Below are 23,950 nucleotides of genomic sequence, written 5' to 3' on the forward strand. Positions count from 1 at the left end.
CACCCCCACCCCACCCCCAACTCCTCCGTTGATCATGAGGTTGGCGGCAGTGCAGCGATCAACAACTGCCGTCAACCTCATGATCAACTCTGTCTGTCCGGTTGAAGGCCAGTGGTGGGGGTAGCAGGCCGGTATTCGGACGATGGCGAGGAGGGGCGGTATGCGGGCGTTGACGTGGCAGGGGAAGCGGGATGTGCGGGTCGAGGAGGTGCCGGACCCGCGGATCGAGGAGCCGACCGACGCGATCGTACGGATCACCTCCACCGCGATCTGCGGGTCGGACCTGCATCTGTACGAGGTTCTCGGGCCGTACCTCAAGCCGGGTGACGTGCTCGGGCACGAGCCGATGGGGATCGTCGAGGAGGTCGGCGCGGGGGTGACCCGGCTCAAGCCCGGCGACCGGGTGGTGGTGCCGTTCAACATCGCCTGCGGCTCCTGCTGGATGTGCTCCCGCCAGTTGTACGCGCAGTGCGAGACCACCCAGGTCACCTCGGAGGGCAAGGGCGCGGCCCTGTTCGGCTACACCTCCCTGTACGGCTCGGTGCCCGGCGGTCAGGCCGAGTACCTGCGGGTGCCGCACGCCGAGTTCGGGCCGATCAAGGTGCCGGAGACCGGTCCGGACGAGCAGTGGCTCTACCTCTCCGACATCCTGCCGACGGCCTGGCAGGCGGTGAAGTACGCCGACACCCCGCGCGGCGGCACCCTGGCCGTCTTCGGCCTCGGCCCGGTGGGTCAGTTCTGCGCCCGGGTCGGTCGGCACCTCGGCGCGGAACGGGTGATCGGCCTCGACGTGGTGCCGGAGCGTCTGGAGATGGCTCGCCGGCACGGCGTCGAGGTCCTCGACGTCAGCCAGATCGACGACGTGTCCGGCACGTTGATCGACCTGGTGGACGGGCGCGGACCGGACGCGGTGATCGACGCGGTCGGCATGGAGGCGCACGGCGCGCCACTGGGCAAGATCGCTCAGACCGCCGCCGGGCTGCTCCCCGACAAGCTGGCCGGGCAGATGATCGACAAGGCCGGGGTGGACCGGCTCGTCGTGCTCAAGGCCGCGTTGAAGGCCGTACGGCGCGGCGGCACCGTCTCCATCTCCGGTGTGTACGGCGGTGAGGTCGATCCGCTGCCGCTGATGGAGATGTTCGACCGGGGCATCCAGTTGCGGATGGGCCAGTGTCACGTCCGACGCTGGACCGACGAGATCATCCCGCTGCTCGCCGACGGCAGCGACCCGCTCGGCGTGACGGACCTGCGCACCCACCGGATGCCGCTGGCGCAGGCCCCGCAGGCGTACGAGATGTTCCAGCGCAAGGAGGACGGCTGCGTCAAGGTCGTGCTCGCCCCGTGAGCGCATCGACGGGCGCACACGCGTCGATCCGTCGGCCTAAGGTGTCCCGAGGACACGATCGGGCACCGACGGGAGAGACGATTGACCATCCGAGTGAACCGCAGGACCGCGCTCGGCCTGGGCACCGTGGCCACGGCCGGCACCGTGTTCGGCACCAGCGTGCCGGCCGCCGCTGAGCCGAGCCAGGCTGCGATGAGCGCCGCGGAGCCGGGCCAGGCCGGGACGACCGCGCAGCCGGGCCCGGCCGGGGGCACCGGCAGCGCCGAGCGCAGGAGTGCCGTGGCGCGTGTCGCTGCCGCGTACCGGCGGGAGACCGGCCGGGCCGGCGGGAACTGGCAGGCGTACGTCAGCCTCACCAGCCCGACCGGCGGTGACCCGATGGTCGCGGTGGCCGAGTCGGCGGACCGCCGGATCGAGGCGTACAGCGTCAACAAGATCGCCGTCGCGGTCGCCGTGCTGGACAAGGTCGACCGGGGTCTGCTCACCCTCGACCAGCGGGTCGAGGTGAGCGCCGCCATCGTGGTGCCCGGCGGCGACGGCATCTTCAGCCTCGACGGTGCCTACCCCAGCCAGGTGACCCTGGGACACGTGCTGGCCAACCTGCTGACCGTCTCCAACGACACCGCGGTACGGCTCTGCGGGCTGGTCTGCCCGGCCGCCGAGCTCAACCAGATCCTGCAGGCCAAGGGCTTCCCCAACACCCAGGTGCAGCCGGTGGCCAACCCGAACCGGTTCTTCCTCGGCACCAGTACCCCCCGGGAAACCCACGACCTGCTCCGGGCCCTGGTCGGCGGCACCCTGCTCACACCGTCCTCGACCGATGTCGTGTTACGGCTGCTGCGCTCGCCGGTGGCGTTCACCGACGGCATCCGCCGGGAGATGTCGTCGGCGCAGCGGGCCCGCATCGCCACCAAGGCGGGTTGGTTCGCCGACGCCCGGCACGAGGCAGGGGTCATCTTCGACGCCGCCGGGGCACCGGTGCTGACGTACGCGCTCTTCGCCGACGGCCAGCCGGGCGCGGACGACTACGGCGCCACCCACCCCGCCGTGGCGGCCCGGGCCAGGTTGGGGCGGCGGTTCCTGGACGCCACCGACCGGGTCGGCGGCAGCGGGACCCGACACCGCGCCCACCTGCACCGACCCAGCAACGGCGGCTGACCGAGCCGACGGCGGTTAACGTGGACTCCGGGCCGCGACGGAGGGGGAACCATGCGGGCGTCGAAGAAGGTGACCGGGCGACGGATCAGCGGCTCGATGGCGGGGCTCGCCGCCCTGGCCGGGTTGACCGGTCTGGCCTGGGCGGCCCGGGACGTCCCGGCCGCGCTCGGTGGTCGGCTCGCCGGGGCCCGGGCGGACCGGGCGGCTCGCTCGCCGCAGTTCCGCGACGGCGTCTTCCACAACCGGCCGGGCACCCCGATCACCGCCCCGGATCCGGACCGCAACCTGCTCCGGGAGCTGCTCTTCGGTAAGCAGAAACGCCGCCCGAGCGCCCCCGTGCCACTGGTCCGCCCGGTCGCGGCCACACCTGTCGACCCGGCCCGCGAACTGACCGTCATCTGGTACGGCCACGCCAGCACGCTCATCGAGATCGAGGGACGGCGGGTGCTGCTCGACCCGGTGTGGAGCGAGCGGTGCTCGCCGTCGTCCGCGCTCGGCCCGCGCCGACTGCACGAGCCGCCGGTACGCCTCGACGAACTGCCCCACCTCGACGCCATCCTGATCTCCCACGACCACTACGACCACCTCGACATGGCCACCGTCCGGGAGTTGACGGCCCGGCAGTCGGCGCCGTTCCTGGTGCCGCTGGGCGTCGGCGCCCACCTCGACCGGTGGGGCGTGCCGGCCGACCGGATCATCGAACTGGACTGGGCGCAGACCCACCGGGTGGCCGACCTGGAGATCACCTGCGCCGCCGCCCAGCACTTCTCCGGGCGCGGGCTGCGCCGCAACGGCACCCTCTGGAGTTCCTGGGTGGTGGCCGGACGGCAGCGCCGGGTCTACTACACCGGAGACTCCGGCTACTTCGCCGGCTACGCCGAGATCGGCGCGGCGTACGGCCCGTTCGACATGACGCTCATTCAGATCGGCGCGTACGACCACGCCTGGGCGAGCATCCACATGTTCCCGGAGGAGGCGGTCGCCGCCCACGTCGACCTGCGCGGTGGACTGCTCGTACCGGTGCACTGGGCGACCTTCAACCTGGCGCTGCACGACTGGTCGGAGCCGGTGGACCGGCTCTGGGCCGAGGCCAAGGCGCGCGACGTCCGGCTGGCCGTGCCGCGCCCGGGTGAGCGGGTGACGGTCGACGACCCGCCCTCGGTCGACGGCTGGTGGCAGGCGATCGCCTGAGACGTCGGCCGGACGCCCGGCCGCGGACACCGATGACTCGCCGGGGTCGGCGGATAACCGCGCCTACTGCGACAAACTGGCTAATCTGCTCGCGGATCGGCCAGCGGTCAGTGGTCATCGGTCAGTGGGCGGAGGAGACGCATGCAGGTTCGCCGCCACCAGGCGACCGCCCTCCCGCAGGCGGGTCTCGACCTCGTCATCGTCGGTTGCGGCGGCCACGGTCGGGAGATCGCCCAACTGGTGGCGGCGGTCAACGAGGCGGCCGGTCGGCCGGTCTGGCGGCCGGTCGGTTTCGTCGACGACGCCCCGTCGGACGTGAACCGTAAACGGGCGGAGGCGACCGGGCTGCCGTACCTCGGCACCCTCGCCGTACTCGGGCAGTTGCCCCCGCAGACCCACGTCACGCTCGCCCTGGGCGACCCGAGGGTCCGCCGGACGGTGGCCGCCCGCGTCGACGCCTTCGGCCTGCCGGTGGCCAGTCTGGTACACCCCGACGCCACCGTCGGCGCCGACCTGGTCTGCGCCGAAGGGCTGGTGGTGTTCGCCGGGGCCCGGATCACCACGAACGTCACCGCCGGACGGCACCTGCACGTCAACCAGAACGCCACCCTCGCCCACGACTGCGTGGTCGGCGACCATGTCTCGCTGCACCCGCTCGCGGCCGTCTCCGGCGACTGCCGTCTGGACACCGCCGCACTGATCGGCGCGGGTGCGGTGGTGCTGCCCAGGCTGCGCGTCGGTGCCGGCGCGATCGTCGGCGCGGGGGCCTGCGTGGTACGCGACGTGCCGCCGGACACCGTGGTCAAAGGCGTACCGGCCCGTTGAGTCGCGCCGCTCAGAGCACGAACGCGTCGGTCCACAGCGCGCCGGAGCGGCCGGACAGCGAGTCGAGCATCGCCACCGCCTGCCCGTCGGTCAGTTGCGCGACGAAGTCGACGATGGCCCGGCCACGGGCCCGGCCGATCCGGTCCGGGGTACGCGGATGCAGTTCCGCCTCGGCCAACTCCACCAGGTCGTGCAGGCGGCGAGGCAGCCGGGACTCCTCCTCCGGGTCGAGCAGCCACTCCAGCAGCGCCTCGACCAGGGTGCCGAGCAGCCGGGCCTGACCCCGCTGGTGCAACGCCAGATCCGGGCGGGCCAGCACGAACCGGTGGTGGACGAACTTGAGCACCTGCACCTCGTGCCACTGCGGTGGGGCCAGCAGCACGTGCCCGGAACGCAGCGACGGCTTCTCGGTGATGGTGATCGCGTCGACCAGCCGGGTGGTCCACCGGGCGGAGAAACGGGCCACGTACTGTTCCGCCTCGATCGAACCGTCGAACGGCACCGCGAGCAGCCCGTCGACAAGTTCCTCGCGGACGTGTTCGACCGCCGAGGCGAAGGCGTCGTCGTCGGCGACCCAGCTGTCCTTGCGGTGCAGCTGGCGACGCAGCCGCTCGATCGCCGCGCCGGGGCGGCGCGCCGAGGTGGTCAGCGCCGCGTCGGTGATGGCCCGCAGGTGCCCGCCCTCGCGCTGCCAGGCCATCAGTTCAGCGGCCACCGCACCCTGCTGGAGCACCCCGACCCGGTAGAAGTCCTCCACGTCGTGGATGGCGTACGCGATGTCGTCGGCGATGTCCATCACCGACGCCTCGACGGTCTGCTGCCAGTCGGCGATCCGCCCGACGAACGGTGCCCGGGCCTGCCGCAGATCATCCACCTCGGTGCGGTACGCCCCGAACTTCGCCGAGCCGCTGTCCGGGTCGTCCGGCGGCGGGCTCGCCCCGCGCGGCGGCGGATCCAACAGGCGCGGATGCGGGTCCGGATGGTCGAGCCGGGTCCACGGGTACTTCAGCATCGCGGCCCGCACCGCCGCGGTCAGGTCCAGGCCGGTGGTGGCCGCGCCCCGGATCTCCGTCGAGGTGACGATCCGGTACGACTGGGCGTTGCCCTCGAACCCGTCGGGCAGGCCGAGCCGATGCCGAGCCAGCCGGTCCAACACCCGCTCCCCCAGATGCCCGAAGGGCGGATGGCCGAGGTCGTGGGCGAGCGCGGCGGCCTCCACCACGTCCGGATCGCAGCCGCCCAACTTCTCCGCCAGGTCACGCTGCCAGCCGTCGGCGGTGAGGCGTTCGGCGATCGCCCGGGCCACCTGGGCGACCTTGAGGCTGTGGGTGAGCCGGTTGTGCACCAGCAGCCCGGAGCCGCCGGGACTCACCACCTGGGTGACCCCGCCGAGCCGGGCGAAGAACGGCGAGCCGACGATGCGGTCCCGGTCGGTGCGGAACGGGCTGGTCGCAAGGTCGCCGAGGGCGCGTGCGCTGCCGCCGAACAGCCGCCGCGCCCGAGGCTCCACAGGTGCTTCCATGATCGCCACGGTAGCCCGGCAGAATGCACGACGGAACCCACACCAGAAGGCGGAGCGACATCGTGACCCTCTCTGTTCATCAGCGCATCGCCGGCGAGCTCGGCGTCGCCGAGCACCAGGTACGCGCGGCCGTTGAGCTGCTCGACGGCGGCGCCACGGTGCCGTTCATCGCGCGGTACCGCAAGGAGGCCACCGGGCTGCTCGACGACACCCAGCTGCGCACCCTGGAGGAGCGGCTGCGGTACCTGCGTGAGCTGGACGAGCGGCGGGCCGCGGTGCTGGAGTCGATCCGCAACCAGGGCAAGCTCGACGAGGCCCTCGAAGCGCAGATCATGGCCGCCGACTCGAAGTCCCGGCTGGAGGACATCTACCTGCCGTACAAGCCCAAGCGGCGGACCCGGGCCCAGATCGCCCGCGAGGCCGGGCTGGAGCCGCTTGCCGACACGCTGCTCGGCGACCCGACGCAGGACCCGAAGACGGTGGCGGCCGGGTTCGTCGACGCCGACAAGGGCGTGGCGGACGCCGCCGCCGCGCTGGACGGGGCCCGGGCCATCCTGATCGAGCGGTTCGCCGAGGACGCCGACCTGATCGGCACGCTGCGGGAGCAGATGTGGTCGCGGGGCCGGCTGGTGTCGCGGGTACGCGAGGGACAGGAGACCGTCGGGGCGAAGTTCGCCGACTACTTCGACTTCGCCGAGCCGTACCCGAGGCTGCCCTCGCACCGGATCCTGGCCATGTTCCGGGGCGAGAAGGAGGGCGTACTCGATCTGACCATGGACCCGGAGGCCGACGGCGACGCCGACGCGGTCGTCACCGGCCCGACCCGGTACGAGGCCGCGATCGCCGGCCGGTTCGGCGTCACCGACCAGGGGCGGCCGGCCGACAAGTGGCTGACCGACACGGTGCGCTGGGCCTGGCGTACCCGCATCCTCATCCACCTCGGGGCGGACCTGCGGATGCGGCTGTGGCAGGCGGCCGAGGAGGAGGCCGTCCGGGTCTTCGCCACCAACCTGCGGGACCTGCTGCTCGCCGCACCGGCCGGCGCCCGGCCCACCATGGGACTGGACCCGGGCCTGCGGACCGGGGTGAAGGTGGCAGTGGTGGACGCCACCGGCAAGGTGGTCGCCACCGACACCATCTACCCGCACGAGCCGCGTCGGCAGTGGGACGCCTCCCTGCACACCCTGGCCACCCTGGCCGCCGCGCACGGGGTCGAACTGATCGCCATCGGCAACGGCACCGCCAGCCGGGAGACCGACAAGCTGGCCGCCGACCTGATCAAGCGGCACCCCGAGCTGAAGCTGACCAAGCTGGTGGTCTCCGAGGCGGGCGCGTCGGTCTACTCCGCTTCCGCGTACGCCGCGCAGGAACTGCCCGGGCTGGACGTGTCGCTGCGGGGCGCGGTCTCCATCGCCCGCCGCCTCCAGGACCCGCTCGCCGAACTGGTCAAGATCGACCCGCGGTCCATCGGGGTCGGGCAGTACCAGCACGACCTGTCCGAGGTGAAGCTCTCCCGGTCGCTGGACGCCGTCGTGGAGGACTGCGTCAACGCCGTCGGCGTGGACGTCAATACCGCATCCGCGCCCCTGCTCACCCGGGTCTCCGGCATCGGCGCGGGACTGGCCGAGAACATCGTGCTGCACCGGGACGCCAACGGCCCCTTCCGCACCCGCGCCGAGTTGAAGAAGGTGTCCCGCCTCGGCCCGAAGGCGTTCGAACAGTGCGCCGGCTTCCTGCGCATCCCCGGCGGCGACGACCCGCTGGACTCCTCCAGCGTGCACCCGGAGGCGTACCCGGTGGTGCGTCGGATCCTCTCCTCGACCGGGCAGGACCTGCGCTCGATCATCGGCAAGAGCGCCATCCTGCGCGGGTTGCGCGCCACCGACTTCGTCGACGACACGTTCGGTCTGCCCACGGTCACCGACATCCTCGCCGAACTGGAGAAGCCGGGCCGCGACCCACGTCCGGAGTTCAAGACGGCGACCTTCGCCGAGGGCGTGGAGAAGATCAGCGACCTGACCCCCGGCATGGTGCTGGAGGGTGTGGTCACCAACGTCGCCGCGTTCGGCGCGTTCGTCGACGTCGGGGTGCACCAGGACGGCCTGGTGCACGTGTCGGCGATGTCGCGCACCTTCGTCAAGGACCCGCACGAGGTGGTGAAGTCCGGCGACGTGGTCCGGGTCAAGGTGCTGGACGTGGACGTGCCGCGCAAGCGCATCTCGCTGACCCTGCGGCTGGACGACGACGCCGAACCGGGTCCGCGCGGCGGCCAGGACCGGCAGGCCCGCGGCGGCCAGGGGCGCGGCGGCCAGGAGCCGCAGGCACGGGGTGGCCAGGACCCGCAGGGTCGCGGCGGCCAGGGCCGGGGTGGTCAGGACCGGCAGGGACGAGGTGGCCAGGGTCGCGGCGGCCAGGACCGGCAGGGTCGGGGCGGCCAGGTGCGGCAGGGCCGCAGCTCGCAGCCGCCCGCCGACGGCGCGATGGCCGACGCGCTGCGCCGCGCCGGGCTGCTCTGAGCCGACCCCGCCGCACCGGGCGGGCGTAGCGTCGGGCCGGGCCGGCACCGGTGATCGGGTGGGCGTACCGTCGGGAGCGTGACCGACGAGGACTGGCAGGCGGCGCGTCAGCACGCGGTGCTGGCGCACGCGGCCGCCGCTGAGCGTCGCCGCCTCGCCGAGCAGGCCGAGGCGGCGACGCTGGTCAGCGACTTCGTCGCCGAGGCACGGCGGCGAGGGCTGCCCACCACCCGGCTCGTCGCCCGGTCCTACGACGGGCGGGCCCGCTACCGGACCCGGCTGCACGGCTGGTACATCGACCGGGCCCGCAGCCGCGCGGTCGACGTGGACGGGCGATTCCACCTGCTGACCGTGCCGCGTACGCTGCGCGCCCGGCTGCTCGGCGCCGATCCCCAACCCAGTCCGGCGCCCCTGATCATCGGCGCGGGTGGGCGCGACGGCGAATCGCTTCCGCTGCGCACGATGCTGCAACGCCGCCTCGACGCCGAGGACTGAGCCGACCGTCCGACACACCGCGAGCGCGATCCGACGCGCCGGTGGACCGCATCCTTTCGTTCCGTCCACGGGTTGTTGTGCCCGGGATCAGCCTTGCTGTCGCCATTTGCCCTCGGCGGCAGCGCTGTAGCTGATACAACCCCTTTAGCGCACAATGACCGGTTTGACGGACGGAGATCAGAACGGTGCCGGTATCCTCGGTGGCTCCACCCGTACGCCCTCCCCGGGTCACGCGATCCGGCGATCGGGCGAAGCGAGTATTCGACGTGGTCGTGGCAGCGGTGCTGCTGTTGTTGACCGCACCGGTCATGGCGGTGGTGGCGGTGGTGGTGGCCGTCGGGTTGGGTCGCCCGGTGCTGTTCCGGCAGTGCCGCATCGGCCTCGACGAGCGCCCGTTCGAGCTGGTCAAGTTCCGCTCCATGCACGAGCCTCGGGGCACGCGGGTCAGCGACGCCGATCGGCTCACCCCGCTCGGTCGGTGGCTGCGTTCCACCAGCCTGGACGAACTGCCCAGCTTGTGGAACGTGGTGCGTGGTGACATGAGCCTCGTCGGGCCCCGACCGCTGCTGCCGCAGTACCTGAGCCGGTACTCCCCCCGGCAGGCCCGGCGACACGAGGTCCGGCCCGGCGTCACGGGCCTGGCCCAGGTGAGCGGACGCAACAGCCTCGACTGGGACGCCCGACTCAGCCTGGACGTCGACTACGTCGAGCAGCGCACGTTCCGCCTCGACCTGGCGATCCTGGTCGCCACCGTCGGTACGACGCTGCGCCGGGAAGGCATCTCCGCCGAGGGCCACGCGACGGCACCGGAGTTCCTCGGGAGCCGACGATGACCGAACCCATCTACCTGTCCTCGCCGGACGTCGGCGCGCTGGAGGAGTCGTACCTGATCTCGGCGCTGCGTTCCGGCTGGGTCACCCCGTTCGGGCCGGATGTCGACGCCTTCGAACAGGAGGTGGCGGCCCGGGTCGGCACCACCGGTGCGGTGGCGGTCAGTTCCGGCACCGCCGCGCTGCATCTGGCGCTGCTCGGGCTGGGTGTCGGGCCGGGCGACGTGGTGCTCGTACCGACGCTGACCTTCGTCGCCACCGCCAACGCGGTCTCCTACACCGGTGCCCGGCCGGTCTTCGTCGACTGTGACCCCCGGACCGGCAACGTCGACGTGGGGCTGGTCGCCGACCTGCTGCAACGGCTGCGGGCGCGGGGTGAGCGGGTCGGCGCGCTGATCCCGGTCGACCTCTTCGGCAGCTGCGCCGACTACACCGCGCTGCTGCCGATCTGCGCCGCCGCCGACGTCCCGGTGGTCGAGGACGCGGCGGAGGCGCTCGGTGCCACCCACCTCGGTCGGGCCGCCGGATCCTTCGGTCGGGTCGGCGCGCTCTCCTTCAACGGCAACAAGATCATGACCACCTCGGGCGGGGGCATGCTCGTCGGCGACGACGCGGCTCTGCTCGCCCGGGCGCGGCATCTCGCCCACCAGGCGCGGGAACCGATGATCCAGTACGAGCACCGGGAGACCGGCTACAACTACCGGCTCAGCAACCTGCTCGCCGCGCTGGGCCGCGCCCAGCTGGCCCGGTTGGACGAGATGATCGACCGTCGGCGACAGCTGCGCGACAGGTACGCAAAGCTCTTCGCCCCGGTGCCCGGCGTGGAGCTGATCGGCGCCGAGGACTCCGGCTCGAACTGCTGGCTCACCGCCATCCGGGTGCATCCGCAGCGGTCCGGCTGGCACGCCGCCGACCTCGCCGCGCACCTCGCCGAGTGGAACATCGAGACCCGCCACGTGTGGAAGCCGATGCACCAGCAGCCGGCGTACGCGGGCGCGGAGAGCCTGCTCACCGGGGCCGCCGACGCCCTGTGCGCCGAAGGGCTGACCCTGCCCAGCGGCAGCGCGCTCACCGAACGGCAGATCACCTTCGTGCTCGGCATGATCGACGACTTCGTGACCGCCCGGACGGCAGCGTCGTCCACGTGATGCCGCCGGCTGCGCTCACCACCGAGGAGAACCAATGAACTGGGCCGTCCTACCGACCGTGCGCAACAGCGGCCGGGTGCTCCACTACGTCTGGACACATCCCGCCAACCGGGGTGCCCGGCTCAGCGGGGTCGCCCGTGCCGTCCGCTTCCAGGTGCGGGGTCGCCTGGGCCTGCGCACCCTCACCCGGGTGGGTCAGGGCGGTCGGATGTGGGCCGAGCTGCACTGCAGCGCGGCGTCGAAGGTCGTCTATGCCCCGCCCCCGGACTGGAACGAGATGATGGCGTGGCGGCGGATCCTCACACCGGGTGACCTGTTCGTCGACGTGGGCAGCAACGTCGGCGCGTACGCGCTGTGGGCCGCCGACGCGGGCGCGCAGGTCATCGCGGTCGAGCCGGGCCGCGACGCGGCGCGACGCCTGCGGGAGAACGTGGCGCTCAACGACTTTCCGATCACCGTGCTGGAGTGCGGGCTCGCCGACCGGCCGGGGCAGCTCCAGCTGACCACCGGGCGCGACTCGACAAACCACCTGCTGCTCGATCCGGCGGCGGCCGGCGAGTCGATCGCCGTGGACACCCTGGACAACGTCCTCGGTGACCGGTTCGCGGTCGGCGTGAAGATCGACGTCGAGGGCGTCGAACGGCTCGTGCTCGACGGTGCCCGCGAGGCCCTGCGCCAACGCCGCATCGGGGTGTTGCAGCTGGAGTGGAACGGCATGAGTCGCCGCCTGCTGGGCGAGGACCGGCTGCCCATCGCCGCCCTGCTCAGCGAGTGCGGCTACGAGTTCGTCCGCCCCGACGAGCAGGGACTGTTCCAGGACACCGAGGTCACCGCGACGGCGGCGGAGGACATCTTCGCGGTGCTTCCGGAGTACCGATGACGCAAACGCAGGCGACGGATGCGGGCCGCGGGGGCGGCGGCGGCATGATGCGTACGCTGCGCAGAGCCGTGGCGTTGCTCGATCGCCGCTCGCGCCGTCGCTACGCGCTGGCGGTGCCGGCCGCGCTGATCGTCATGGTGCTCGAACTGGTCGGCTTCATCGCGTTGGCCGCCGTGGTGCAGGTGCTGACCACGCCCAGCCTGCTCACCACCGCCGGGCCGAGAAGCCTGATCGGCCTCGCCCAGAACGTCGTGGATGCACAGTCACCCACCGGCTTCGTCGCCACCGTCGGGGCGTTCGCGGTCGGCCTGCTGATCGCCCGGGGCGTGTTCGCCTCGATCGTGGCGTGGTGGCAGGCCGGTGTGCTGGCCCGGGCCGAGGCGGTGCTGTCGACCCGGCTGTTCCGCACGTTCCTCTCCGCCGACTACGGCTTCCACCTGGAACACCACTCGGCCGACCTGACCCGTACGGTGGCCCAGTCCGTACGGTCGCTGATGGGCCGGGTGCTGCTGCCCGGCGCGGCCGTGGTCATCGAGGGCGCTCTCATCGTCGGGCTCGGCGCCGCGCTGTTCATCATGGAGCCTGCACCGGCCCTGACCTCGATGACCACCCTGGGGCTGGCGATGGCCGGCTACCTGGCCGTCGTGCGGCGCAAGGCGCGGCGCATCGGCATCGAGGACGAGCAGCTCAACGCGGCCGACCAGCGGATCATCCAAGAGGGTCTGGGCGCGGTGAAGGTGCTCACCATCCTCGAACGGCGCTCGCACGTGATCGCCCGCTTCGACACCTCCCGCCACCGGCATGCCCAGACCCTGCGCGGGTTGCTGTTCATGTCCAACTTCTCGCGCTACTACCTGGAGGCGGTCGTTCTCGTCATGGCCGCCACGATCGCCGCGGCGGCCCTGTCCGGCGGTCAGGCGGCGGCGCTGGGCTCGATCGGGGTGATCCTCGCCGGTTCCATGCGCCTGCTCCCCTCGGTCCAGCGGATGATGACCGCGCTGAACACCATCAGGGTGGGCGCCGGCAGCATCGACACCATCGAGCGGGACCTGCTGCTGGCCAACTCCAGCACGCCGGAACAGCCACGATCGACGCCACCGGCGCCCGTCCCGTTCCGCCGGCACATCGAGTTCCGCGACCTCGCCTACCGGTATCCGTCCGCGGCGGCACCGGCCCTGCACGACATCAACCTGACCATCCGGTACGGCGAGTCGGTGGGCATCGTCGGCACCTCGGGCTCGGGGAAGACGACCCTGGTGGACGTCCTCACCGGCCTGCTGCCGCCCTCGGCGGGTGGCCTCTACGTCGACGGTACGCAGATCACGCGCGCGAACCTGCCGTCCTGGCGCGCCCAGATCGGCTACGTGCCACAAGAGACGATCATCGTGGACGACACCGTCCGGCGAAACGTCGCCCTGGGGCTCGACGACGCGGACATCGACGACCGGGCGGTCTGGCGGGCGCTGGAGCAGGCGCAGTTGCAGGACCTGGTCAAGGCGTTGCCCGAGGGCCTGGACAGCCGCCTCGGTGAGCGTGGCGTGCGCATGTCGGGTGGGCAGCGCCAGCGCATCGGCATCGCCCGCGCGCTGTACCACCACCCGCGGGTGCTGGTGCTCGACGAGGCGACCGCCGCCCTCGACAGCGGCACCGAGAGTCAGATCGTCTCCACCATCGAACGGCTCCACGGTGCGGTCACCATCATCATGATCGCCCACCGGCTCAGCACCATCGAGCGCTGTGACCTGCGCGTACGCCTGGAACACGGGCGCATCGAGACCGTCCGCGCCCGCTCGGCGGTGCAGCCGCCGCACCAGCACGCCCTGCCCGAAGTACCCGCGACCGGCTGAGTGGGAAGCGAGCACCAGTGACCGTACGCACCGCCGTGGACCGCCAGCTGACGGTCGCGGTCTTCACACCCTGGTATCCCGAACCCGAGCGGCCGTGGGACGGCACGTTCGTCGCCAACCAGTGCGACGCCCTGCGTGACCTCGGCGTACGGATCCGGGTGTTCAAGCTGACCCGCGACGGCCTGACCGCGCGGATGCACGAGATCGACCCGGCGGATCGCACGGCGGTCCCGCACACCCGGCGTCGGATTCTCGGCGCACACCACCTGGCGTCGCTGGTGCACGGCGGACGCCTGTGGTCCGAGCCGGTCGACGCCGTACTGGCCGAAGGGGTGTGGGCGAGCAGCCTGCTGCGCCGCGTCGAGGCGCCGATGGTGGTGGTGCTGCACGGCCGGGCCCCGATGACAGCTTCCGGCGCGCGCACCGACCCGGTGCGACGCGGCATCATCGCCGGCTCGTTGCGGCGGGCGAAGGCGCTGGTGGCGGTGGGCCCCGACATCGTCGACGACCTGCCACCCGAGCTGCGGGCCGGGTGCCACGTGGTGCCCAACGGGGTGCTGCTCGACGCCTTCGCCCCGCGCGCCGGGTCCGCGTCGCAACGCCTGAGCGCCGACGACTTCCCGCGGTTCGTCACCGTCGGCAACGTCGACACGAACAAGAACCAGGAGACCCTGCTGCGGGCCTTCGCCGCGATCCGGGACAGGTGGCCCGCGGCGAGCTGGTGGGTGGTCGGCGACGGACCCGAGCGGCACCGGCTGGAAGGGCTCCGCGACCAGTTGGGCCACGGCGACCGGATCCACTTCACCGGTCGGGTCGCGCCCGACGAGGTGGCGAGGGTGCTCGGCGAGTCCGACCTGTTCGTCCTGCCGTCGCGGACCGAGGCGTTCGGCTGTGTCTACCTGGAGGCGATGGCCGTGGGCGTGCCGACGCTGGTGTCCCGCTCCGCCGGCCTCGCCGCGCTCATCGACGACGACCGGTACCTGCACGATCCGGACGACAGCCGGCAGCTGCTCGCCAAGGCCGACGCGATCTTGTCGACGCCCGCGCAGTACGAGCAGGCCGTCGCGTTCGGTCACGCCCTCGCCGAGGGATGCACCTGGCAGGCCCACGCCGAGTCCCTGGTCGACGTGCTCACCCATTCCGTGCTGAACAAGAAAGCGGTGACGGCATCGTGACGCCAACCGTACGCAGACTGGGTCGCCGGCTCCTCACGTACGCGCAGGACACCGCCCGCCTCAACGGGACCGAGGCGGGAACCTGCGTGTACGTCGGCCCACGGGTGCCGGGCAACCTCAACCTCGGCGACAACCTTCTGTACTGGGCGCATCAGCATGCGCTGCCCGACATCCCGCTGCGCCAGGTGCACACCGTTCCCGCGCTGGCCGGTGCCCGCGCGCTACGGCGTCGGCAGCTGCGCGGGACGGTCCTGGGTGGCGGCACGCTGATCGGCTCGCCCAGCTTCCGGCGGGGTCTGGAATCGAGTCTGCGCCTGCTGGACGGGCTGCCGGTGGTCAACATCGGCACCGGTGTCGACGACCCGGTCATGCCGTCGACCGGCGTACCTGGTGACAACCGCGAGTTGCGGGCGTGGGTGCCGCTGCTGCGCCGGATGCCGAAGGTGTGGGTGCGTGGGCCGCTGTCGCAGCACCTGCTGCGGGAGGTCGGCGTCGACGCCGAGATCAGCGGCGACCCGGTGCTGTTGTTCGCGCTCGACGCCGACCTGCGCCACCGGCCCGCCGTGGGGCGCATCGGCATCAACCTCGGCATCACCGGCAACCAGTGGCAACGCGACCCGGCCGAGCTGGTCCGCGCCGTGGTGTCGTACGGCCGCGGGTTGCGCGAGCGTGGGGTGGAGGTGCTGCTCATCTCGGTCTGGGACCGCGACGACGAACTCACCGCGTCGGTGGCCGACGAGTTGGGCTGCCCGGCCGTGCTGGCCGCGCAGATGCGCACCGCCGGCGCGATGCGCCGGGTCATGCGCGACATCGACATCCTCGTCGCCCAGAAGCTGCACGCGGTCGTCGGGGCCGCCTGCGTGGCCACGCCCTCGATCGCGTTGGAGTACCGCCCGAAGTGTCGGGACTTCCAGGAGTCGGTGGGGGCGGGACGCTGGACGATCCGCACCTCGGAGGCGACCGGGGGCGCCCTGGCCGCGATGACGCATCAACTCTACGACGAACGGGAGAGCGCGATGAAGACGCTCGCCGAGCAGGTGACGGACCGTCGCGCGGCCATCGGCCTGGCCGCGATCGAGGCGTACGAGACGCTCGATGGATAGCGGCATCGCCTGGGAGATCGTACTGGCGGGCACGGTGGTGTTGTTCCTGTTCAGCGTGCTGCGGATTCCGGCCACCCCGATGATCGCCATCTCGATCGTGCTGGTGCTGTGTTCGTCGACGTACGTGGAACGCTCGACCAACACCGGGTTCTCCGAGGTGGTCCGGGTGGCCAGCGTGCTGGTGCTGGCCCGGTTCATCTGGAGCGCGGCCAGTCAGGATCGCAGTGAGGATCCCGCGCTGGCGGATCGGTGTGGCCAGTTCGTCCGGGTCCTGGCCGCCACCATCGTGGCGTACCTGGCATTCGCCACCATCGGCCACGGGATGTACCAGGAGTTGCTGCTCTACAGTGCCGGCGCGGTGCTGACCGTGGTGTACGGCTCGCTGATCGCGCGACGCATCAGCGGCCCGCAGATCCGCGCGGGGATCCTCATCGCGCTCGTCCTGGCGATCTCGGGCAGCGTCGTGTTCGGCATCGTCCGGGCCGGCGACGGAATCCTCGGTGAGCGGCTGAGAGGTCTGGTCAGCAGCCCCAACCTGCTCGGCTTCTACGCGGTGATGATCTTCGCGCTGCTGCTGTCGTACCGGACGTTCCGCCTCTGGATGCTGCCCGTCGGCGCGGTGACCGGCGCGGCGCTGATCTGGACGGCCAGTCGTTCCTCGCTGATCGCGACGGTGCTGCTGGTGACGGCGCATCTCGCGCTGAGACAGAGCCGGCTGCGGGCGCTGTGGATCCTCCTCGGGGCGACCGGTCTCGTGCTGCTGCTGAGCAACCCGGCCTGGATGACGGACAGCGACCTGACCATCCTGCGGTCCAACAACTCGCGGCACGATTCGTACGCGTACACGATGACGGTCCTGGCCGACACCGGGTGGCAGGGCATCGGGCTCGGTAACGAGCTGGTGCAGGTGGCGAGCACTCCGCTGCGCGCCCTGGTGCACGCCGGGCTCGCCGGTGGCCTGCTGGTGGCCGCCATGTATGCGGTGATCCTCTACTTCTCGGCGAAGGTCGGCCGGCAGACCCTGCTGTTCGGCGGCGTGATGGTCGTGCACAGCCTCTCCGAGGGCTGGCTGCTGTCACCGGTCGGGCCGATGACCATGTGTTTCGTGGCCGTCTGGTGTGCCCTGGCGAAGTGCGAGGCACCACCGCCGTCGCTGCCCCGCCACACCGCCCGTACGCCGATGCCGGCCGCGACCCGGGAACGCAGCTATGCCGTCGTCTGACCCGATCGTGTTCTGGCAGAACACGCCGTCGATACACCAGGCGCCGCTGATGCGGGCGCTCGCCCGGCAGAGCTGCGCGCGGGTCGTCGTCATCACCGAGTTCGGCCTGTCCCCCCGGCGTCAGCAGTTGGGCTGGCACCTGCCGGACTACGGCGCGGCGACCCTGGTCGTCGCCCCCGAGCAGGCCGAGCGCCGGCGACTCGAAACGAGCCTGGCCGGCGGCGTGCACGTCTTCTCCGGGCTCGGCGCCTATCCCGCGACCACCCGGTCCCTGCTGTCGGTGGGTGGCCACGGTGACACTCTCGTCGGCGTCTACGCCGAGCCGTGGGACCCGGCGGGCTGGCGTGGTCGGTTGCGCCCGCTGCGCTACCGGGTCGCGGCACGCCGGCTGCGGGCGAGCGTCGACTTCCTGCTCACCACCGGGCCACTCGGACAGCAGCAGTACGTCCGGGTCGGCTTCCCGGCCACGCGGGTGTTCCGGTTCGGGTACTTCGTCGACGTGCACGACCAGATGGGCGGCGATGCCGTCGCCGCAGCGGGCCGGGACGCGGTACGGCTGGTCTTCGTGGGTTCGGTCAACCGGGGCAAGCAGCCGGAGTTGCTGCTCACCGCCCTGGCCCGGCTGGCGTGGGACTGGACGCTGGACGTCGTCGGCGACGGGCCGCTGCGGGAGCGTGCCATGGCGCTGGCCGGCCGGCTCGGCATCGACCGCCGGATCCGCTGGCACGGGCGGGTGGACAACGCCACGGCCCGGGGCATCGTCGGGGCGAGCGACATCCTCGTCCTGCCGAGCCGGTACGACGGCTGGGGTGCGGTGGTGAACGAGGCGCTGCTGGCCGGTACCCGGGTGGTCACCAGCGATCGGTGTGGGGCCCAGGATCTCGTCGTCGCCGACGAGCGGAGCCGGGTCTTCCCGGCGGGTGACGTGACCTCGCTGACCCGGGCTCTGACCGCGTCGGCCGGCTACGGGCGGGTCGACGACGAGGAACGGGCGGCCCGCATCGGGTGGGCGACGGCGCATCTCGCCCCCGAACGAGGCGCCCAGTACCTGCTCGACCTGGTCGCCCATCTGCGCGACGGCGCGCCGAGGCCGGTGCCGCCGTGGGCCCGGACCACCAGCGTGCGCTGACCGGTGCCGGTCAGGCCGGCACGTCCCGCGCCCACTCGCGCTGGCCGGCCGGCACGCTGTCGAGCGGGCTGCGGTGGTGGTCGAAGAGCCAGTCGAAGTACGAGTCCGCGGCGAAGGGCTCCGGATCCGGTGTGAGTACGGCGTGCAGCGCGGCCTCGACGGCATCGCGCAGGCTCGCGCTGTGACCCGGGTCGAAGGGGTGCAGCGCCAACGCGGCGATCTCGTGGTTGTGCGCGCTGTCCTGGGCGATCACCGGAATACCCGCCGATCGGGCCTCGGCCAGCGGGTAGCCGAACGACTCGACGGCCGTCGGGTAGTAGACCGCGGCACACCGGGCGTAGTACTCGGCGAGACGATCGCGGTCCAGCACCCCCACGAACCGGAACCGCGGGTCGTCCCGAAGCTCCGGCGGGGCGGTGTCGGGCCGCATGGTGGAGACCACCCGCACTCCGGACGGCAGCACCCGCGCCAGCTCCGTCAGGTGCACACGCATCCGCTTGAACGGCGAGTCCACGATCGGGCAGAGCAGGAACCGCTCGTCGGGGCCGGCGGCCGTGCGGGCGGGTTGGCGCAGCGGATGGAACCGTACGACGACCCGGTCCCGTACGCCGGGCAGGACGTGCCCGACCCGTTCGGCCATCGAGGAACTCGGCACCACGATGACGTCGGCGCGGCGCAGGCCGGCGCGTACCCAGGCGATCTGCGCGGCGAAGCCGGGCCGGAAGTACCGCTTGCTGCGGGCCCACTCCTGCTCGGTGAGGAAGTGGTTCGCGTTGCGGACGAGCGTGACGCGCACCCCCCGGCCGGTCGCGAACCCCACGTTGTTGGTGGACACGAGGCGGGCGGCGGAGCGCACCATCAGCTCCCGCCGCAGCAGCCAGCGGGCGGTGACCCGTCGGTCGGCCCCGAGCACCCGCACCGGTGCGGAGTCCGGCTCGGCGAGATAGCGCAGGCACTGTTCCCGGAAACGGCCCGAACCGCCGGAGGGGCCGCCGGACAGGTCAACCACCTTGTTCACGAATTGGCCCCCGATCGACAATTCCTCCGCCATACGCGAATAGATCGCGGAACACGCAGTCGGGCGTCCGCACTGCGGAGACACAGGAGCAACGATCGAGAATTGGACCGGTTACCCGAACAAGTCATCCGACACACGATCGTCGAATCGGTTAATCGCCGCGTGGCTATGTCGACCCGACCGGTGTCGCCGGTGTGCCCGGTACCGGGCGTGGCCGCGGCCCGGTTGTGGTGAGCTGGGGACATGCCTCGGATCCGGCTCGGGCTGGTGCTGCACCCCACCCGGGAGGTGTCCCCGGTGGTGGACACCATGGTGGCCTGGGCCGCCCGGCACGACGCCGCCCTGACGGTACGCGCCGAGGACCGGCACCGGGTGCCCGAGTCGGTCCGGGCGGTGCCGGAAACCGATCTCACGGCCGCATCGGACATGCTGCTCAGCGTCGGCGGCGACGGCACCATGCTCGGTGCGCTACGGCTGGCCGTGCCGGATCCGAAGCCGGTCCTCGGAGTACACCTGGGCAAGCTGGGGTTCCTGGTGGAGGTCGAACCGCAGGAGCTGCCGGCGGCGCTGGACCGGCTGCTGACCGGCGACTACACGCTTGTCGGCCAGGGCTGCCTGGAGTGCGCGGTGTGCGGCGACAACGTGGTCGCGTTCAACGACGTCGCGCTGATCCGTACCCCGGGGCAGGGCTTCGTCACCGCCACCCTGGCCGTGGACGGGCAACGGTACGGCTACTACCGCTGCGACGCGCTGGTGATCAGCACCCCGACCGGGTCGACCGCGTACAGCTACGCCGCCGGGGGGCCGCTGGTCTCCCCGGCCACCCGGGCGGTGGTGGTGACGCCGAGCGCCCCGATGTCCGGCATCTCCCGGGCGGTCGTGCTCTCCCCCGAGGAGACCGTCCGGTTGGAGCTGAAGTCGGGTTCGGGGCCGGTGGCCGTGGAGGTGGACGGCCAGATCATCCGGGACGGCTCGACGTCGGGCGCGGTGGAGATCCGGTACCGCCCCGAGGCCGGCCACGTGGTGCGCCTGGATCCGCGCCGCTACCAGGAACGCAGCGCGCTGAAGCTGGGCCTGCTCGACCTGCCGCTGCTGCCCGCACAATTGCGGGAACTCCTTCCCGAGGAAGTGCGCCGCCGGCTCGATGAACGGGAGCTTCCCCCACCACTGTGAAACACCGAACGGCCCAGATTATCGCGCCGCGCACACCCGGCGGCGGCCAAATCCCCTTTCTGTCGGCGTACGTAACTCGCCACTGATTCCCGCCGTTAATCGTCTGGCGTGCAGATTCGCGGGGCAGCACCGTATCGGCCTGCGTCGGCCCGGGCGAGTTGCGGAGGGGAGAACTGATGAGGAAATCGGTTCCGCGCACTATTGTCGCGGACCTGCGGACGTTGGGCCGCGCCGCACCCCTACGCGCCGCGTACGAACTGTCGAAACGCAGCGGCTTCCACCAGGTGCTGTTCCGCGGTGCGCCACCGCAGCACCACCGGGCCACCGTGGTACCGCTGACCACCGACGTGCCGACCGGCCCCGAGGCCCGGCAGCGGTGTCTCGACGACGCCCGCCGCATCCGGCAGGAAGGGCTGCGCGTCTTCGGGCACCGGGCCGCGACGGGGGTGACGGCCGCCTGGTCCACCGACCCGCTCACCGGACGGTCGTGGCCGGCGCACGAACCGTGGTGGCGCATCGACATCCGGTCCGAGGCCCGACTCTCCGACGTCAAGTACAGCTGGGAGGCGGGACGGCATCGCGACCTGGTCGTGCTGGCCCGCGCGGCCCGCCTCGACCCGGACGGCCCGTGGTGCGACGAACTCACCCGCCTGTTGCGCTCCTGGCACGAACAGTGCCCACCCGAACAGGGCGTGCACTGGCATTCCAGCCTCGAACTCGCGCTGCGCGCCATCAGCTGGAGCCAGGTCCTGGCGCTGGTCGGGGAGCGGCTCCCGGCCGAGGTGGTGACCGCCACCGAACGGCTGCTGCTGGCCAGCGCCCGGCATCTGATGATCGAGTTGCCGTACACGGTGAGCAGCATGCGCAACAACCACATGCTCGGCGACGCGCTCGGGCTCATCCTGCTGGCACGGATGTTCCCCACCGCACGGCACGCGACCCGGTGGGCGCGTACCGGCGAGCGGATGTTCGCCGCCCAGTGGCGTCGGCACCTCGCCCCGGACGGCCGGATGATCGAGGACTCGCTGTCGTACCACCGGTTCGTCCTGGAGATGCTCATCGTCCGGGTGCTGCTCGGCAACGCACCGGCGCAGCTGCGACGTGACCTGCACGCGGCCAGCCTGCACCTGGCCCGGCTCGGCGTGTTCGACGGCGACCTCCCGCAGTACGGCGACTGGGACGAGGGACGGGTGCTGGCGTCCTCCGGCGACCCCCTCGACGTGGCCGGCTCGGTCGCGCTCGGGCTGGTGCTCAGCGGCGAACAGGTGCCCGCGCAGTGGTACGCCGACCACGACGAGTTGGCCTGGTACGCGCCCGCCCCACCGGAGGCCACCGCGCCCACCACGACCCCCCGCGCGGCCGGGCGGCCGGGTGCGGTGGTGTCCGGGGGCATCGGGTACGTCAACCGGGGTCCGTGGCAGGTCTGGTTCAAGGTGGCCGGTGGACCGTCGCACGGACACGCCGACCTCACCTCCGTCTGGGTCAAGCACGACGGTCGATGGCTGATCGCGGACCCGGGCACCGGCACCTACAACGGGCCGCTGGAGGTCCGCAACGGGCTGCGTACCTCCGCCGCCCACCCGGTGCGCCGACCCGACGGTCAGGACCAGCTCGTGCCACACCGCGCGTTCCGCTGGCTGCACACCGCGTCCGGGCACCTCGGGGCGCCCCTCGTGCTGGCGGACCGCACCATCCTGTTCGGCTGGCACGACGCGTACGCGCGAGGCCCGCGACCGGTACGCGTCGGCCGCGCGGTGGTGGTGGCCGAGGGGTACGTGGCGATCGTCGAGTTCGCCGACGAGCCGGCCGCCGACCGGACGTGGTCGCTCACCGTGCCGCTGCACCCTGACGTGACGATCGAGGACAACACCCTGGTCAGCGGCGGGACCAAGGTCGGCCTGTTCGGCCTGCCCGGGCGCGCGCTGGTGCGGGGCCGATCGACGCCGTTCGCGGGTTGGCACAGCCACACCTACGGGTCCTGGGAACCGGCGACCTGGATCACCGTCGAGGACCGGGCCGACACCACCGTCTGGGGGCTCGGCGCAGTCCCCGGAACACCGCAGGCGCATGCGCTCGACGGTCTCGGGTTCGCGGTGACCTGGCAGCCCTCCAGCGCCTCGCTCGCCGTCACCGACCTCCTGTCCGGGGAGGTCCAGCACCGGGAAGTGCCGACATGACCACTCGCAGGATCGCCGTCTTCAACCAGTTCGCCGTGCCCCGGGGCTATCCCGGCGGGACCCGGCACGTCGAGATGTTCGGCCGGCTGCCCGGCTGGGATTACGTGATCATCGCCGGTCGGCGCAACCTGATCACCGGTCTGCCGCAGCGCGCGGAGCCGGGGTTCCACCCGGTAGCGGTGACCCCGTACCGGGGCAACGGTCTGGACCGCGTCCTCAACTGGGTCAGCTACACGGTGACCGCCGCGATCGCCGGGCTGCGACAACCCCGCCCCGACGTGGTGTACGCGTCCTCGCCGCACCTGCTGGCCGGGCTGACCGGCTGGACGGTTGCGGCGCTGCGCCGTACCCCGTTCGTGCTGGAGATCCGGGACCTGTGGCTGCGCTTCCTCGTCGACATGGGAGTGCTGTCCGAGACGTCGTTGGCGTACCGGGCGCTGGCACGGCTGGAACGGTTCCTCTACCTGCGGGCCGACCGGGTCGTCGTGATGGCGCCCGACGTGGTGCAGGTCGTCGCGGCGCACGGGGTGGCGCCCGAGAAGATCGCCTACATCCCCAACGCCGCCGACCCGGACGACTTCCTGCCCAGCGCCGACCGGGACACCCTGCGGGCACGGTACGGATTCACCCGCCGGACCGCCGTCTACGCCGGCGCGCACGGCCCGGCCAACGGTCTGGATCAGCTTCTGGACGCCGCCCGATCGGTGCCCGAGATCGACGTCGTGCTGGTCGGCTCGGGAGTGGAGAAGGAGCGGCTACGGGCCGCGGCGACCGGCATCGACAACCTCCGCTTCCTGGATCCGGTGCCGAAGACCGAGGTGCCCGACCTTCTGCACGCCGCGGACATCGGCGTGCACGTCCTGGCCGACGTCGAGTTGTTCCGCTCCGCGGTCAGCCCCAACAAGGTGTTCGACTACATGGCCGCCGGGCTGCCGGTGGTCACCAACAGCCCGGGCGTGGTCGGTGACCTGGTCCTGGGCGCCGGCTGCGGCTATGTGACCTCGCCCGGCCAACTCGCACACGGTCTCACCCAGATGGTCTCGGCCGGCCGCGACGAGCTGACGAAGATGGGCACGTCCGGTCGGCGTTGGATCCGCGCCAACCAGTCGCGCACCGCGATGTCCCACGCCCTCGCGCAGCTGCTCGCCCCACTCGTCGAGCGCTGATCCCACATCCCAAACCGAGCGGTACGCGCA

19 protein-coding genes are annotated in these 23,950 nt (G+C 72.0%); 17 read left to right on the top strand and 2 right to left on the bottom strand.

The genetic code is table 11. From position 1 onward, the window contains the following. The first annotated feature begins 160 nt into the window (after positions 1-160). The 4 genes from JMF97_RS25350 (at position 161) to JMF97_RS25365 (ending at position 4,519) form a co-directional block, all read left to right on the top strand. Positions 161-1,345, top strand: a complete 1,185-nt coding sequence (locus JMF97_RS25350; RefSeq protein WP_203223794.1) for a zinc-dependent alcohol dehydrogenase — start codon at positions 161-163, stop codon at positions 1,343-1,345. 81 nt (positions 1,346-1,426) lie between these two features. Then, the gene (locus JMF97_RS25355) at positions 1,427-2,503 is read left to right on the top strand and encodes a serine hydrolase (RefSeq protein ID WP_238360115.1); all 1,077 of its coding nucleotides are present in this window, start codon (positions 1,427-1,429) and stop codon (positions 2,501-2,503) included. A 51-nt stretch (positions 2,504-2,554) separates the two neighbouring features. Further along, on the top strand, positions 2,555-3,694 hold the full coding sequence (locus tag JMF97_RS25360) for an MBL fold metallo-hydrolase (protein ID WP_203223795.1): 1,140 nt from the start codon (positions 2,555-2,557) through the stop codon (positions 3,692-3,694). Between the two features lie 141 nt (positions 3,695-3,835). Next, positions 3,836-4,519 carry a NeuD/PglB/VioB family sugar acetyltransferase gene (locus JMF97_RS25365; protein ID WP_203223796.1) on the top strand — a complete coding sequence of 228 codons (684 nt, stop codon included), beginning with the start codon at positions 3,836-3,838 and terminating at the stop codon, positions 4,517-4,519. Positions 4,520-4,529: 10 nt separating this feature from the next. On the opposite strand, the gene JMF97_RS25370 is transcribed toward JMF97_RS25365, so the two are convergent. Further along, the gene (locus JMF97_RS25370) at positions 4,530-6,041 is read right to left on the bottom strand and encodes a deoxyguanosinetriphosphate triphosphohydrolase family protein (RefSeq protein ID WP_203223797.1); all 1,512 of its coding nucleotides are present in this window, start codon (positions 6,039-6,041) and stop codon (positions 4,530-4,532) included. 62 nt (positions 6,042-6,103) lie between these two features. On the opposite strand from JMF97_RS25370, the gene JMF97_RS25375 reads away from it, so the two are divergent. The 10 genes from JMF97_RS25375 (at position 6,104) to JMF97_RS25420 (ending at position 18,386) form a co-directional block, all read left to right on the top strand. Next, complete coding sequence (locus JMF97_RS25375) at positions 6,104-8,557, top strand: Tex family protein (protein WP_203223798.1); 2,454 nt, start codon at positions 6,104-6,106, stop codon at positions 8,555-8,557. Positions 8,558-8,635: 78 nt separating this feature from the next. Then, positions 8,636-9,052, top strand: coding sequence for a hypothetical protein (locus JMF97_RS25380; RefSeq protein WP_203223799.1), 417 nt, complete (start codon positions 8,636-8,638; stop codon positions 9,050-9,052). A gap of 200 nt (positions 9,053-9,252) precedes the next feature. Continuing rightward, entirely contained in the window at positions 9,253-9,885 is a 633-nt protein-coding gene (locus tag JMF97_RS25385; protein ID WP_203223905.1) for a sugar transferase, read from the top strand. Further along, positions 9,882-11,030 carry a DegT/DnrJ/EryC1/StrS family aminotransferase gene (locus tag JMF97_RS25390; RefSeq protein ID WP_203223800.1) on the top strand — a complete coding sequence of 383 codons (1,149 nt, stop codon included), beginning with the start codon at positions 9,882-9,884 and terminating at the stop codon, positions 11,028-11,030. Before JMF97_RS25385 ends, JMF97_RS25390 begins: the two co-directional genes overlap by 4 nt. A gap of 34 nt (positions 11,031-11,064) precedes the next feature. After that, on the top strand, positions 11,065-11,910 hold the full coding sequence (locus JMF97_RS25395; protein ID WP_203223801.1) for an FkbM family methyltransferase: 846 nt from the start codon (positions 11,065-11,067) through the stop codon (positions 11,908-11,910). Beyond that, complete coding sequence (locus JMF97_RS25400; RefSeq protein WP_203223802.1) at positions 11,907-13,757, top strand: ABC transporter ATP-binding protein; 1,851 nt, start codon at positions 11,907-11,909, stop codon at positions 13,755-13,757. Before JMF97_RS25395 ends, JMF97_RS25400 begins: the two co-directional genes overlap by 4 nt. 17 nt (positions 13,758-13,774) lie before the next feature. Next, complete coding sequence (locus JMF97_RS25405) at positions 13,775-14,932, top strand: glycosyltransferase family 4 protein (RefSeq protein WP_203223803.1); 1,158 nt, start codon at positions 13,775-13,777, stop codon at positions 14,930-14,932. Further along, on the top strand, positions 14,929-16,035 hold the full coding sequence (locus JMF97_RS25410; RefSeq protein WP_203223804.1) for a polysaccharide pyruvyl transferase family protein: 1,107 nt from the start codon (positions 14,929-14,931) through the stop codon (positions 16,033-16,035). The genes JMF97_RS25405 and JMF97_RS25410 overlap by 4 nt, the downstream gene beginning before the upstream one ends. Continuing rightward, entirely contained in the window at positions 16,028-17,257 is a 1,230-nt protein-coding gene (locus JMF97_RS25415) for a hypothetical protein (protein WP_203223805.1), read from the top strand. Before JMF97_RS25410 ends, JMF97_RS25415 begins: the two co-directional genes overlap by 8 nt. Beyond that, positions 17,244-18,386 (top strand): glycosyltransferase family 4 protein, encoded by a 1,143-nt coding sequence (locus JMF97_RS25420; protein WP_203223806.1) that lies wholly within the window; start codon positions 17,244-17,246, stop codon positions 18,384-18,386. The genes JMF97_RS25415 and JMF97_RS25420 overlap by 14 nt, the downstream gene beginning before the upstream one ends. A gap of 10 nt (positions 18,387-18,396) precedes the next feature. Here the strand turns inward: JMF97_RS25420 and JMF97_RS32095 are convergent, their stop codons facing one another. Beyond that, on the bottom strand, positions 18,397-19,404 hold the full coding sequence (locus JMF97_RS32095; protein WP_203223807.1) for a glycosyltransferase: 1,008 nt from the start codon (positions 19,402-19,404) through the stop codon (positions 18,397-18,399). A gap of 243 nt (positions 19,405-19,647) precedes the next feature. Here JMF97_RS32095 and JMF97_RS25430 point away from each other — a divergent pair, with 243 nt between their 5' ends. The 3 genes from JMF97_RS25430 to JMF97_RS25440 all read left to right on the top strand — a co-directional run bounded on the left by JMF97_RS25430 (position 19,648) and on the right by JMF97_RS25440 (position 23,920). Next, positions 19,648-20,577: an NAD(+)/NADH kinase gene (locus JMF97_RS25430; RefSeq protein ID WP_203223808.1), complete on the top strand. Its 930-nt coding sequence runs from the start codon at positions 19,648-19,650 to the stop codon at positions 20,575-20,577. A gap of 176 nt (positions 20,578-20,753) precedes the next feature. Next, positions 20,754-22,754, top strand: a complete 2,001-nt coding sequence (locus JMF97_RS25435) for a heparinase II/III domain-containing protein (RefSeq protein ID WP_203223809.1) — start codon at positions 20,754-20,756, stop codon at positions 22,752-22,754. Further along, a complete protein-coding gene (locus JMF97_RS25440; RefSeq protein ID WP_203223810.1) occupies positions 22,751-23,920 on the top strand; it encodes a glycosyltransferase family 4 protein in 1,170 nt (389 codons plus the stop codon). The genes JMF97_RS25435 and JMF97_RS25440 overlap by 4 nt, the downstream gene beginning before the upstream one ends. The last annotated feature ends 30 nt before the right edge of the window (positions 23,921-23,950 follow it).

The organism is Micromonospora fiedleri (assembly GCF_016774385.1).
GTDB lineage: Bacteria > Actinomycetota > Actinomycetes > Mycobacteriales > Micromonosporaceae > Micromonospora > Micromonospora gifhornensis.

Excerpts from the sequence above, each read along its gene's own strand:
- JMF97_RS25350 (WP_203223794.1), top strand. The coding sequence starts at position 161 with ATGCGGGCGTTGACGTGGCAGGGGAAGCGGGATGTGCGGGTCGAGGAG.
- JMF97_RS25360 (WP_203223795.1), top strand. The coding sequence starts at position 2,555 with ATGCGGGCGTCGAAGAAGGTGACCGGGCGACGGATCAGCGGCTCGATG.
- JMF97_RS25365 (WP_203223796.1), top strand. The coding sequence starts at position 3,836 with ATGCAGGTTCGCCGCCACCAGGCGACCGCCCTCCCGCAGGCGGGTCTC.
- JMF97_RS25370 (WP_203223797.1), bottom strand. The coding sequence starts at position 6,041 with ATGGAAGCACCTGTGGAGCCTCGGGCGCGGCGGCTGTTCGGCGGCAGC.
- JMF97_RS25390 (WP_203223800.1), top strand. The coding sequence starts at position 9,882 with ATGACCGAACCCATCTACCTGTCCTCGCCGGACGTCGGCGCGCTGGAG.
- JMF97_RS25395 (WP_203223801.1), top strand. The coding sequence starts at position 11,065 with ATGAACTGGGCCGTCCTACCGACCGTGCGCAACAGCGGCCGGGTGCTC.
- JMF97_RS25400 (WP_203223802.1), top strand. The coding sequence starts at position 11,907 with ATGACGCAAACGCAGGCGACGGATGCGGGCCGCGGGGGCGGCGGCGGC.
- JMF97_RS25415 (WP_203223805.1), top strand. The coding sequence starts at position 16,028 with ATGGATAGCGGCATCGCCTGGGAGATCGTACTGGCGGGCACGGTGGTG.
- JMF97_RS25420 (WP_203223806.1), top strand. The coding sequence starts at position 17,244 with ATGCCGTCGTCTGACCCGATCGTGTTCTGGCAGAACACGCCGTCGATA.
- JMF97_RS25430 (WP_203223808.1), top strand. The coding sequence starts at position 19,648 with ATGCCTCGGATCCGGCTCGGGCTGGTGCTGCACCCCACCCGGGAGGTG.
- JMF97_RS25435 (WP_203223809.1), top strand. The coding sequence starts at position 20,754 with ATGAGGAAATCGGTTCCGCGCACTATTGTCGCGGACCTGCGGACGTTG.
- JMF97_RS25440 (WP_203223810.1), top strand. The coding sequence starts at position 22,751 with ATGACCACTCGCAGGATCGCCGTCTTCAACCAGTTCGCCGTGCCCCGG.